The sequence below is a fragment of the Vibrio sp. Vb1755 genome (genome assembly GCF_033338635.1).
Lineage (GTDB): Bacteria > Pseudomonadota > Gammaproteobacteria > Enterobacterales > Vibrionaceae > Vibrio > Vibrio alginolyticus.
The window spans coordinates 174,754-187,898 of the sequence record NZ_JAWOTA010000005.1 but is presented as its reverse complement, the minus strand read 5'-3'; the positions used below and the strand labels follow the sequence as shown (position 1 = coordinate 187,898).

11 protein-coding genes are annotated in these 13,145 nt (G+C 43.2%); 9 read left to right on the top strand and 2 right to left on the bottom strand.

Annotated elements, in window-relative coordinates; translation table 11 throughout:
* Positions 1-9: 9 nt before the first annotated feature.
* Positions 10-948, bottom strand: coding sequence for a LysR family transcriptional regulator (locus R7E00_RS07550; RefSeq protein ID WP_005377737.1), 939 nt, complete (start codon positions 946-948; stop codon positions 10-12).
* A gap of 411 nt (positions 949-1,359) precedes the next feature.
* On the opposite strand from R7E00_RS07550, the gene R7E00_RS07545 reads away from it, so the two are divergent.
* Positions 1,360-2,130 (top strand): TerC family protein, encoded by a 771-nt coding sequence (locus tag R7E00_RS07545; protein ID WP_017820626.1) that lies wholly within the window; start codon positions 1,360-1,362, stop codon positions 2,128-2,130.
* A gap of 160 nt (positions 2,131-2,290) precedes the next feature.
* Positions 2,291-2,893 (top strand): 2OG-Fe(II) oxygenase, encoded by a 603-nt coding sequence (locus R7E00_RS07540; RefSeq protein WP_005377733.1) that lies wholly within the window; start codon positions 2,291-2,293, stop codon positions 2,891-2,893.
* Positions 2,894-2,947: 54 nt separating this feature from the next.
* Here the strand turns inward: R7E00_RS07540 and R7E00_RS07535 are convergent, their stop codons facing one another.
* Complete coding sequence (locus tag R7E00_RS07535; RefSeq protein WP_250654203.1) at positions 2,948-4,213, bottom strand: HD domain-containing phosphohydrolase; 1,266 nt, start codon at positions 4,211-4,213, stop codon at positions 2,948-2,950.
* Positions 4,214-4,842: 629 nt separating this feature from the next.
* Between R7E00_RS07535 and R7E00_RS07530 the strand changes: the two genes are divergently transcribed.
* The 7 genes from R7E00_RS07530 (at position 4,843) to fhuB (ending at position 13,066) form a co-directional block, all read left to right on the top strand.
* Positions 4,843-6,036 carry an iron-containing alcohol dehydrogenase gene (locus R7E00_RS07530; protein WP_258482021.1) on the top strand — a complete coding sequence of 398 codons (1,194 nt, stop codon included), beginning with the start codon at positions 4,843-4,845 and terminating at the stop codon, positions 6,034-6,036.
* Positions 6,037-6,197: 161 nt separating this feature from the next.
* On the top strand, positions 6,198-7,403 hold the full coding sequence (locus R7E00_RS07525) for an aromatic amino acid transport family protein (RefSeq protein ID WP_033905238.1): 1,206 nt from the start codon (positions 6,198-6,200) through the stop codon (positions 7,401-7,403).
* Between the two features lie 274 nt (positions 7,404-7,677).
* Entirely contained in the window at positions 7,678-8,802 is a 1,125-nt protein-coding gene (locus tag R7E00_RS07520; RefSeq protein ID WP_053303104.1) for an HD-GYP domain-containing protein, read from the top strand.
* Between the two features lie 87 nt (positions 8,803-8,889).
* Positions 8,890-9,108, top strand: coding sequence for a hypothetical protein (locus tag R7E00_RS07515; RefSeq protein WP_005377723.1), 219 nt, complete (start codon positions 8,890-8,892; stop codon positions 9,106-9,108).
* 324 nt (positions 9,109-9,432) lie between these two features.
* Entirely contained in the window at positions 9,433-10,197 is a 765-nt protein-coding gene (locus R7E00_RS07510; protein ID WP_005377721.1) for an ABC transporter ATP-binding protein, read from the top strand.
* Between the two features lie 11 nt (positions 10,198-10,208).
* Positions 10,209-11,093 (top strand): ABC transporter substrate-binding protein, encoded by an 885-nt coding sequence (locus R7E00_RS07505; RefSeq protein ID WP_258482020.1) that lies wholly within the window; start codon positions 10,209-10,211, stop codon positions 11,091-11,093.
* Positions 11,090-13,066: a Fe(3+)-hydroxamate ABC transporter permease FhuB gene (gene fhuB / locus R7E00_RS07500; RefSeq protein WP_005377716.1), complete on the top strand. Its 1,977-nt coding sequence runs from the start codon at positions 11,090-11,092 to the stop codon at positions 13,064-13,066. Before R7E00_RS07505 ends, fhuB begins: the two co-directional genes overlap by 4 nt.
* Positions 13,067-13,145 lie beyond the last annotated feature (79 nt).

Here is a 13,145-nt window from a genome sequence, read left to right as displayed (position 1 = left end):
TATCTATGCTTAAGCATCACAGGCATCTAACATGGCGCAAGCGTCGAGTAATTGTTGCTGTAACCATTTTAAAGCGGGATCGTTTAAGCTCGCTTTGTTCCAAACGAGGCTGTAGGCTACTTGCCCGTAATCGAATGGAAGAGCTTGCTCAACCAAACCTTTTGCTTGCATTGCCGCTCTTGCCCAAAGCTTGGAGCATGTGAACAAGTAATCCGAGTGCTGACACATCACCGCAGCTGAACCAAAGTCGGCTACACGCATGGCCAAGTTTCGCTTTGAATGCCTTTGGGTGAGATTTTGCTCAAAATAAGGTTGTGACAGATCTTTATCATGAATACCGATATGTCTTGCACAAAGGTAACTTTCAACAGATAAGGGTTGCTCAGCGAGTGGGTTCGATGCTCTCATTAAGCAAACCATTTCGTCTTTCAAAATGGTTTTCCAGACCAAGTCTTTATTTTGTGTGGGTGGTTGGCTGAGATCGTGAGGAAGCAACAAAAAATCCACTTGACCTCTTGCTAATGCATCGAAGCTCATTTCCTCTTTCGCATGGACATTCAAGTGCGCGTGATTGCTCAGTTGTTGGGACAAGTGCTGTAGAACTGGCGCAAAGAGCTCAAATGAACTTTCACGCATTGCTAATGAAAAACTACCTTGATAGTAAGCCGGATTGAAAGAGCCTTGATGTAATAATCCATTCATACTGGAGAGTATGCCATGGATTGATGGGCCTATATGCAGCGCAAATGCTGTCGGCACTAAGCGAGTGCCATCACGGTAAAAAAGGTCATCCTTTAGCGTTTCGCGCAACTGTCCGAGCGTTTTACTGACGCTCGATGGTGTTACACACAAGCGTTCTGCCGCAAGTGTGACGCTGTGAGTGGTTAACAACATATGTAAAACAGTTAGATGTTTAAGGCTTATACGCGAAAGAGCAATGTAGTCCATAAATAGCATGGTTTCTTATGATTTTTGGCAGTATATCAGCATGAAACAAATTTTTACTATTGTTTATCTCGGAAACACGCCTGTTTCTCTTTGAGCTCAATGCATTTAATGGGTTGCATAAGGATTGATGGTGCTTATAAGTCTAGAAATTTATCTTAGTTTTGTTGGACTTTAATGCTTTCATTTATTCAATTCTAAAGCTTCTATGTAATTTTAATCAATATGGAGGAGTTGATTGATTTGTACACGAATTAAACTTGTTCCTTGTTAATTAAAATAGATATTGTTTTGTTGATTGTTTGGTGATTTACTCATGATCCCTCAGTAACAAAGGTATAAATAATTAATGGACGACCCCTTTAGTCGACAAAACCCTTCACCATATGTCTTCTTATTATTGGAGACATGCTCATGCTAGAACTTTTTATGCAACCAGAAGCTTGGGCTATTTTCGCCACTTTGTTTGCGCTTGAAGTTGTCTTAGGCGTTGATAACGTCGTTTTTATCTCTGTCTTATGTGAAAGACTGCCGCTGCACCAACGTAAGCTGGCAAGAAACCTTGGTATTGGTCTTGCTGTTATTGCTCGTATTGGTTTAGTGTTTTCAATCTCTTGGATCATGCAACTGACTCAACCGCTATTTTCTTTGGCGAACCATGCGTTTACCGGAAGAGACGTTATCATGATTGCGGGTGGTGCATTCCTCTTGGCTAAAAGCCTGAAAGAGTTGTGGAGTTGGTTAAATCACAACGAGTCGGCTCACTCAACTCACGCCCGTACTGGTTTAGCGGTAGTTCTGTTGCAGATTGTTGCCGTGGATGCTGTATTCTCGATGGACTCGGTGATAACCGCCGTTGGTTTGACAAGTGATGTCCCACTTATGGTCGCAGCGATTGTTTCTTCTGCTATCGTGATGGTCATGACAGCAGAAAAAATCAATAACCTGGTGTCGTGTTACCCTGGTTTTAAGACACTTGCTTTGTTATTCCTCGTTTTGTTAGGTGGTTTATTGATGGCAGAAGGCTTCGAAATTCATATCAACAAAGGTTATGTGTACTTTGCGATGGCATTCGGCTTAATTCTGGAACTTTGTCATATCCAGTTAAAAAACAAACAACGCCCGACTATTAAACGTCTTAGTCCGTTGCGAGTTCATCCAACGAGATTAGAAGCTCGTCAATAATAAAAGATATTGCCGCTCATATGAGCGGCATTTTTATATTCGTCATCACCTATTTTTACTCTCTTTTTATTTTGTTGTCGTTTCGACAAAAAATCGCATTTGTTGTGAGGTTGAAGATTTTTTATATAGACCGCCCAACTAATATGAGTGAACGACAATAATGGATAAAATGATCGATGCGTTAGCAACCCATGGCTACTACATCTGGGATGATTTTCTTTCTGAACAAGAAGTGGCTCAATTACGAGACTGCATTCCAAGTAACTGGAAAAAAGCGCGTATTGGTCGTAATGACGATGTGACTCGTATTGAGTCAATTCGAAGTGACAAAATTCAATGGTTATCGCCCAATATGGGGCACGCGGTTACTTCTTACTTAGATAAGATGGAAGAAATACGCCAAGAAGTGAACCGTCACTTGTTTCTGGGGCTTTTTGAGTATGAAGCTCACTTTGCCAAGTACGAGGAAGGGGATTTCTACCAAAAGCATCTAGATTGTTTTAAGGGCAATGAAAACCGTCGATTGACAACCGTTTTTTACATGAACGAATCTTGGACGGAAAAGGATGCAGGTGAATTGGTGGTTTACGATCTAAATGATAATAAGATAGCAACCATCCCTCCTCAATCGGGACGCTTACTTTTATTCTTATCTGAGCAATTCCCGCATGAGGTTTTACCGACCAATGCTGAGCGTTTCAGTATTGCAGGTTGGTTCAGAATCAATGGTGTGCGAGACAATGTACTTGATATTGCAAAATGATTGGTTTGCAACCAGCATAAAATCAGCAAAGGGCGTAGCTACGCCCTTTATCGATTAAACATTAGTTGATAGCTCGTAACACTCGGTCATGTTTCGCTCTAGCACTGCATAGACGTCAGAACAAAGTTCTTGTTTAGCGACTTGCTCACCCATAATCGCGGCGATTTGTGCTTGAGCCATTCGTCCTCGGTAGGGCCGGTCCTGAGACAGAGCTTGAAAAACATCGGCAACCGCGACAATACGCGATGGTACATCGAGTTCGTCTCCTGTTTTATGATAAGGATAGCCAGAACCGTCCAAACGCTCGTGATGATTAGAGGCCCACTCCGCTATTTTAGCGTTGGGAAACACTTTGTGTAATGCGAGCTGAGTATCAATTGTATGGCGTTTAATACGCGTATACTCTTGTTTATTAAGAGAGCCTTCTTTATGAAGAATCTCATCTGGTGTTTTTAACTTTCCGATATCATGCACCAACCCAGCAATAAATAACATCTCTTGGTCGTGCTCACAAAACCCAAGCTTGATGGCTAGATACCGAGATAACTCCGCCACTTTTTGCGAATGTTGATAAGTAAATGGGCTTTTTGCGTCAACAATTCGAGCGATAAACATTCCCAAACTATTCATATCTTGGATGGTGAGCTGTTTTTGAAGCCAATCAATGCTTTTAAAGTTTAATCCGATGGTTTCTATATTTTCAGACTCCATCGCGAACCAAAATGCGTCGGTCATAACGAGCTTAACCATTGCCTTAGCCATGTCTGGATTAAACAAAGTTCCAGCGTTTGCCATGATGCATTCTGCAATTAGTTCTTCATGAAGTGTGACAATGTCACAGTGGCAGTTCATGACGTATTTGGAACGCATAAAATCGAGACGATCGGCTAAATAGAGTAGGGCAGCGACCTCTTTTTCAAAAGGCGGTAAATCAAGATATTTTAATTCACTCCAATGTGTATGGTGGTAAAGAACAGGTGTAGCAAACTGACGCAACAAACGACACTGCTTGAGGCTTCGGTATCCTCTTAAGCAATGTGTTTTTACATCTTGTGGCACCAACTCCTCAAGTAACATTTTATGTTCTTGTGTTTCGGAGACCCCACAATCGTGGATCATCCCTGCGAAGTAGCAAAACTCCGCTTTTTCTGGTTCCCAGTTCATGACCCGAGCACATTGGTAAGCGATGTAAGCGACACGATGGCTATGGTGCGTATCATCAACACCGACACAGTCGAGTGCTCGAGCAACCCAGATAAGTGCTTGTTTCAGATCGACTTCAAAGCCCATGTCCGTATGGGAATGGCAAGAATGATTCATGGTTTATACCGACATTGCTAATTAGCCCACGCTAAACCCAAATCAGAAGGTGATAGGAAAAATTGGGTACGACAGCGAATAGACCCCAAAAAGGTGGGCGTTTAGACATAGTTTTGATTATGGGCGGGATAATAATCCTAGTTGCATAATAATATCACCTGAAGCTCATGGTTAAGAGTCAGATATTTGAACTAAGTGTAAGTTTTGAAAGATTATTGTTGCTCTTGTTGACTTATTTGAAAACGACAATAAATCATGATGTAACGCATTCTTATTTTTATTTTTGTAGATCGTGTTCGGGCTCAACCAGAGACACACGGTATTGATGTCTGATTAACAGAATTCATATTGTTGCTTTTGAAGGCAAAAAATAAGAAGACTTCTTCGAGGCTTGCTCTGTAACTAACAGAGTAATAGGGAAAGCAGCTTGTTAACTACATGACAATAGAGCGTCGTTGAAAACATTTTCTCTGTAGCTCATGTCGTTGAGGGAAGATAATAAAATGGTACGGTTTCCCAGCGATGCTAGCCCTTTTAGTGAGATAAGTTTATTGAAAATGTGTGATTGCAAAGTAAGCATAGGTAGTAAAAGTAGCTAGAATGATAGCTCTAAATGAAAAGGACTTCGTATGTTGAAGCATCGTTTATATCGGACTTACACCGCAGGGTTAAAAATAGCAGCCCTTATCCTTCCTATGCCGAGACCAACCTTGTTTTCCGGCCCTGGTTCGATGAATGAGCTATTAGAATCGATGACCGAGCTGGGATTTAAACGCGTTTTGTTAGTTACCGACGAAGGGTTAGTCCAAGTCGGTATTGTAGATAAGGTGCTTGAGGCTGCAGCACAACTCGATTTACAGTTAGATGTTTTCTCGCAAGTTAAGCCCGATCCTACCTATGATCAGGTAGAGAGCGGTCTAGAGGCTTATCATCGTTTTCATTGTGAGGGCATATTAGCTTTGGGTGGCGGCTCTGCAATGGATTGTGCAAAAGTCATCGCTGCGAAAGTTACCGATAAACGGCCAATAAAAAAATTAGCTGGACTATTGAAGGTATGGCGAATGCCAGCGCCGCTTTTTGCTATTCCAACAACGGCTGGAACCGGAAGTGAAGTTACTATCGCTGCGGTCGTGTCAGATCCCTCCTCACACATTAAAACCCCTTTAATGGATCCAAAGTTGGTGCCACTAATGGCAGCTTTAGATGCGAATTTAATGATTGGTTTACCTCCTAAGATCACGGCTGATACTGGCGTTGATGCATTAACCCACGCTATTGAGGCCTATGTATCGAAAAACGCTACTCAAGAAACGATGGCTTATTCGGTTGCCGCTATTAAACTCATTTTTAAATATCTTCCTAGGGCTGTGATGCAAGGGGATGATGTCGAAGCTCGTCATAAAATGGCTATGGCATCCTATTACGCGGGTTTAGCATTTACCAAAGCGAGTTTGGGTTATGTTCATGCCTTTGCTCACACATTCGGTGCGAGATATGGAATACCTCATGGTATGGCAAACGGATTAGCCTTGTTGCCTGTGCTGCGCTTTTCATTATCAGAGATTGAGCCTCAACTAAGAAAGCTCGATGAGTTGACGGCCGAGGGGCAGTTAGGTAACGCAAGTGCTCAGCATTTTTTGGCGAATCTGGAGTCCTTGTTTTCAACTATTGATATTGAGCAAACCAGTGCGCTCATTCAACGTGAAGATGCTGATGCGCTTGTTGATTTAATTCTGAAAGAGGCGCACTGGAATTACCCTGTTCCCAAGTTCATGAACAGGGAAGAATGCACACAGTTATTGTTAAATATCAGCAAGGTGTAAATTATAGTTTACATGTGTGGTTTTTTATCCTTACACTTTGCTTGATCTTCTGCTAAAGATCCTACAATATCGACGGCAATACAAATATGGTGTTGGTTTCGGTCCGCCGTTGCCCGATCTAATACTGATAATTTCTAATAAAGTGTAAAGATTAATATACAATGAGTCGTTCTAAAGTATTCGGTAGTACGCTAATTATTGCGGGCACTACAATAGGCGCTGGTATGCTAGCGCTTCCACTTGCCTCTGCCGGCATTGGTTTTTCAACTTCTATTATCATCATGCTAGGCTTATGGGCTCTGATGGCTTTCACTGCCTTGCTTATGCTTGAGCTTCATCAACATGCGGAGAGTAGTGCTACACTTCATACTTTGGCGAAACAGATCCTAGGTCAAAAAGGCAAGTGGGTGGCAAGTTTTGCGATGTTGTTTCTTTTCTACTCATTATGTGCAGCGTATATCGCTGGCGGTGGTGCTCAGTTCGGAGACCGCCTTGCACAATGGTTTGACCTCGATATTTCAGGGCCTACATCAACGATAATCTTTACCTTGATTGTGACTTTAGTTGTGACAGTGGGTACCGGTACGGTCGATAAAGTAAACCGAGTCCTGTTCGCGATGAAGCTCATTGCGATGGTTGCGGTGCTTTCTTTTCTTGCTCCAAACGTTACGGAATCTTACTTGTTAAGTATGCCAATCGAACAAGGCCTTGTTGTAGCGGCGATTCCGGTGATCTTTACTTCGTTTGGTTTCCACGGAAGTATACCTGCAATTGTGAATTACTTAGACGGTGACACTTCTTCTTTACGCAAAGCCGTTATTATTGGTTCGACGATTCCACTCGTTATTTATATCTTTTGGCAAATCGTGACGTTGGGTGTGGTTAGCCAAAGTACGCTTGTTGAGAACGGAGGGTTGAGCGCACTGATTGGTCAACTATCTCAGACAGTACACCAATCAAATTTGGGTAGCATTGTTGGTGTGTTTGCTGACTTGGCATTGTTGACATCGTTCCTTGGCGTGAGTTTGGGTCTATTCGAATTTTTGGGTGATACCATCAAAGGAAGTAACGATAAGCCTAATCGTTTGATTGCGGCACTAGTGACGTTTACTCCACCGCTAGGCTTCGCACTTTTCTATCCTCAAGGCTTTATTATGGCTTTGGGCTATGCAGCGATTGCCTTAGCGATTTTAGCCATCTTTTTGCCTTTGGTTATGGTGATCAAGGTTCGTAAATCGGATGATTTTACTGGGGAGTACCGCGTCGCAGGTGGTCAAGGTGCGTTAGTGATAACGGGCATCGCTGGCACTGGCATCGTATTCGCTCAGGTGTTAATTACGCTGGGTGTTCTTCCTGCTCTAGGCTAGTTGTTTAGAACGTTCTTTGAATAACTTCTAGTTACTGAATCCATCGTAATCAATCAGTATTGTTAGGCCAACGAGTTTCGCTCGTTGGCTTTTTTAATCTGGATCAAATTACCGTAAGATATCCGGTGAAAAAATTGGTAGAAATGTGCTTTTATTTCGTACACTTAAGTTGTGGTATATCGATAATTTAAGTGGAGAAAACCGCTCAAAATACCATTGAATTTGCAACACAATGAGCTTTTCTTGTTTCTCTGCTTTGGTGTGGAGGTGAAGCATGGCGCACCGGAGTTTTTACCCGTTTGCAAAACCGCTTAACGAGCAACTGCAAACGCTAAAAGGCAGGATGCAGGCGCACTTGCCATGTATTGATAGGGTGTCATTTGCAAAATATCACCCAGACCAAGATGTGCTCAAATCATTTGCAGAAAGTGAGTTCGACACTTGGTGTTTAGCCCATCACGAATCAGCATTCCGTAAACTCCACCACCTCAATATTGCCTCTAAAAACGCGGTTCCTCGTATCGTCGAAGACCTTCATGATATTAAGCACTGTCCTCGGGTTCAAATTTTACTCAAACACGGATATCAGTCGTCGGCTGCTATTCCTTGTTATGACAATAAAGCTTTTACTGGTTTTGTATTTTTGAACTCCACTCAACGTGATGCGTTTAGTTTAGAAGCGCTGAATGGTCTTAAACCTTATTTCGAAATGATTCGATTTGCGGTTGAATCAGAAACTCAAGTAGTCAATGCGATAGAAACGCTAGCGAACCGAATGCAATGTATGATGCCAGGATATTCACCTGAGTATTACGCGCATACCAAACGCATGAAGTACTACAGTCAAATTATCGCAACGCAGTTAGCGGATCGTTATCACCTGAATGACGAAATGGTCGAAGATATTGGTATTTTTGCTCAGTTCCATGCGCTCGGTGATAGTCAGCTGCCAGTTGAAATTGCTAGCCGCCGAACAAATTACTCTCAAGAACAAGAGGCGATATTGATTCAACATATTGAGCGTTGTATCGATTCAGCGGATGACATAGTTGCCCGTATCGGAAATCCGGTTCACCCGAGTGTGACTTTGTTTTTGCAGATGGTTACTTATCAGTACGAAAACTTAAATGGCACTGGTTATCCTTATGGTTTAACCAATGATGATATACCAATCGCCGCGCAAATTACGGCTGTCGCGAATGCCTTTGATTTTATGACGACGCACCATCCGTACAGACAAGCGTGGTCCATCCCATACGCATTGTTAGAACTTGAAAAATGGGTATATCAGGGATGGTTATCTCGAGAATGTGTTGATGCTCTGCGAGAGCATCAAGGTTATATAAAGCAAATCATCCACAAATATCCCGAGCACTATACAGGCTTGGGGTTAATGTGAAGAGCAGTAACAAAGTTGAAATGTTGACGAGGAGGAATATTTAAACAATACTGTTTTTATATACAGCAATAAGTTTGGAGGTGAAGTATGTTGTGGGAAACCCTTGAAAGAGTAAACCGCTTACGCCAACAAGCACTTGCAAATCCTGAGTTTGTTGAGTCAGCAAAAGAGCACGAACAAGCACTTCAGGAGCAAGAATACCATTATCAAACTAAGAAAAAGCGTTCAGCCAAAGACAAACAAGGTAAAAAGTCGCTGGCCGATATCTATAAAGAAGTAGAGTTTGGCGCTGACGCTCGTCATTAATGTATTCACTGCGGCATTTTTCATTTCTTCATACGCTGCAGTATTCGTTCAAATTTATGCGAGAGCAGTGGGAGACCGCTGCTCTCGTTGACCTGCCTATAATTTACTAATGAAGTTCAGCAGAGCAAATTATCACTAACACTTAGCAATTCTCTCAATGATCCTGTTGATGTAATGATAATGACAACGGTTTGCATTTGTATCTTTGTTGTTATATAAAACCTCCCTTATTAATCGTTCTGTTGAATAAGAACGGCAAACGTGATCAACGAATGAGAGCTCTGAATAACTGTTATTCGTAAATGGCTATTAGGTGAAGTAGGGATGTTGGAAGCTAAAGCACTCCAGTTTGAGATTGAAGGCAAGTCATTGCTAAAAGCGTTTGATGTGACATTTGAACCCGGAAAAACATACGCTCTTGTTGGACACAATGGTTCAGGAAAATCCACATTGTTAAAGTTGCTGGCACAGCAACAGCCATACACCGCTGGTGACGTGGTTCTGCATGGAACGAGCATTAACGATCTCTCAGCGAAAAAGTTTGCCCAACACATTGCCTACTTGCCTCAGCATCTTCCAGTGACCGACAGTATTTTAGGTCGAGATTTAGTCGGTTTTGGTCGTTATCCATGGCATGGTTTACTTGGACGTTTGAGTAAGAAAGATCACGACATTGTTGAAGAAGCAATGGCGATGACAGGCACACTAAAATACGCAGATCGCTTAGTGGACACGTTATCTGGAGGAGAGCGTCAACGTGTGTGGCTAGCTATGCTGTTAGCCCAAAAAACCGAGTATTTGCTTCTTGATGAGCCTTTGTCTGCGCTAGATATCAGCCATCAAGTCGATATGTTGAAGCTTATCTCTAAACTCAGTCAAGAACTGGGTTTGGGCGTTATTATCGTATTACACGACATCAACTTGGCTGCACGATTTTGCGACTACATCGTTGCATTACATCAAGGTGATTTGATTGCACAAGGCAATGTTGAACAGGTGTTTACTGAACCTAAGTTGAGGGACATATATGGGATAGAGATGATGATCTCTGACCACCCCGCGGGTTATCCGGTGGCGATGCCAAGCTAAAGGTTGGAATAATGAGCAGTACAAACACTCGACTTAAACATTTCTCTTTCGCTCTCTCACTTAGTGCGCTTTTGGTCAGTTCTTTTCAAGCACTAGCTGACGCATCACCTCGGGTGATGTCGGTTGATTGGACACAAACTGAAACGATGTTGGCTTTAGGGGTCGTACCTGTAGGCGTTGCTCAAGGGCAAGATTACGATGCTTGGGTAAAATCGCCACCGTTACCACCTCAAACTAAGGATGTAGGGTTAAGAACTCAACCCAATATAGAGCGTATTTACGAGCTCAGACCTGACCGTATTTTTATTGCCCCGTACTTCTCCTCAATGAAGCATCGCTTAGTCGATATTGCCCCCGTTACCACGATTGACTTATATGAAAGCGGGATTACGGATTGGTCGGTACTTACCAGTTTCACTCGGAGGTTTGGTGAAGAGCTGGGAAGAGAGGCGGAAGCAGAGGCGCTTATCCAACAATATGAAAAACGTTTGTCTTTATTAAAACAGCGTATAAATAAAGGCCAGCCGCCACTTCTAATGATTCAGTTTATGGATACAAAGCACGTACGTGTTTTTGGTCAAAATAGTCTTTACTCCCAGGCTATCGAAAAGATTGGGCTGAGTAATGCATGGAATGAAAAGACGAATAGCTGGGGCTTCAGCCTAGTTGGCATCGACAAGTTAGCTGGCATAAAAGCTCAAATCGTTATCGTAGAGCCATTACCTTATGGTGGATCGGAGCAGCTCTCTCAAGACCCATTTTGGCAATATGTTGTTCAACAATCTGGTGAAAAGGTCATGCAAGTCGCGCCCGTTTGGAGTTTTGGTTCTATGCCTTCAGCCCTCCGTTTCGCAGAGTTAGTTACGGCGAGTAAGGTCGAGGAGTTAACACAATGAAAACGATGCCTTTAAGCTTTGTGGTGTTACTTTCGGCATTTACCTTTTCTATTGGTGCTTTCCAATTGTACCAAGTAAGCTCATTTTCGTTGGCTCTAAGCAGTTTATGGGAGCCTAACTTTCAATCTATCGATTCTGTTTTACTTCACTTTAGCTGGTGGCCTCGAGTCTTCACCACGATTATATCTGGTGCTGGATTAGCGGTTGCTGGGGTATTGATGCAGCAAGTGCTGCGTAACCCTCTCGCTTCACCCACGACACTTGGTGTGGCGAGCGGTTCAAGTTTTGCTTTGATGTTAGCTACGCTATTCGCACCTTGGATGTTGGATATCGCGCCTAATTTGGTTGCTCTCATCGGCGGTGTGATATCGATGGGGTTGGTGATGCTGTTGTCATGGCGACGAGCGTTATCTCCAACGGTTGTCGTCGTTTCTGGGTTAGTGATAAACCTGTACTTTGCATCATTAAGTACGGTTATTCTGATGATGAATACCGAAAAGCTGAATGGGTTAATGATATGGGGAGCCGGTTCGCTTGTTCAGAGTGGATGGGGAGATTTCTCGTATCTTGCCCCTCGAATCGCACTTGCTACGGTCGTTGCATTTGTGATTGCAAAGCCGTTAAGTCTGTTGGAACTCTCCGAGCAAGGTGCCAAGAGTTTAGGTGTCTCGCTAGCTAAGTTGCGTTTTGTCTGTCTTGGGCTTGCGGTGTTAATCACTTCTTGGGTGGTTTCTGCCGTAGGAATCATCGGTTTCATCGGGTTAGCGGCGCCAGCGATTACTCGATTGATAGGTATCAATAAAATCCAGCATAAGCTTTGGGTATCAATGCTGATTGGTGCCATGTTATTGACTTTAACCGATTTGGTTATTCAGCAACTGCCGGGGCTAATGGCGAGTTTTATACCAACGGGAGCAGCAACCGCTGCACTGGGCGCTCCGCTACTGTTATGGCTGTTACCTCGCTTATCACAAAAGACGCAGGGCCATACTCAAACAGTGTTAACTCGACATCGTGAACATGTTTACAAGCTAAACCCTAAAGCGATCTCATTGGCGTTGATCGGCACGTTAATTTCTGTTGTTCTTTTTGCCACGGTTGCTGTGCAAAATGAAGGGTGGGCAAACTTATTTGCTAGCCAAAATTGGATTTTTTTGGAGTGGCGCGCACCTAGATTATTTGCAGCAGCAATTGCGGGGGCAATGTTAGCGATTGCTGGAACCATGATTCAACGCCTAAGTGGAAACCCAATGGCAAGTCCTGAAGTGATCGGTATCAGTTCAGGGACAGCGATGGGATTGATCATCGCGATGTTTACTGGGTTTGGTTCGTCAATTTTCACTCTTTCTCTAGGCGGGCTCGTAGGCGCATTAGCGACGGTATTAGTCATTGTGCTGCTAAACCGTAAGTCAGGCTTTCAGCCGGAGCGTATTTTGTTGACTGGTATTGCGATAACCGCACTGATGAATGCAATACAGAGCTTTATTCTAGCCACTGGTGACCCAAGAAGTTATCAAGCATTGGCTTGGTTGTCTGGGTCTACCTACTATGTCTCGGTTGAAACGTTACTCCCATTGTCTTTATCTGCGCTTGTCTTTATAGGGTTGAGTTTTCTCTGCGTAAGATGGCTAGATATTCTTCCTGTCGGTGCCGCTTCCTCTAAAGCACTTGGAATTCGAGTTGATCGTTCACGCGCAATACTGCTTCTTTTAGTTGCTTGTCTCACGGTCAGTGCGACATTGGTTGTTGGCCCGATTAGCTTTGTTGGGTTGTTGGCTCCGCATTTAGCTCGCTTATTTGGTTTTAACAAAGCGTCACAACACATGTTATGCGCCGCGATACTGGGGGCAGGGGTGATGTTGTTGGCTGATTGGTTGGGACGACAGGTCCTTTACCCGCAAGAAATACCAACAGGACTTATGGCGTCTCTCATTGGCGGTTTGTATTTAATGTGGGGTTTACGCCGTTTATAGAGATGAGTTAAGCCTCAACCAAGAAAGTACTTATACAAATAAGCACTCGTAGTGGCATTCGTAACCTATGCGAGTGCTT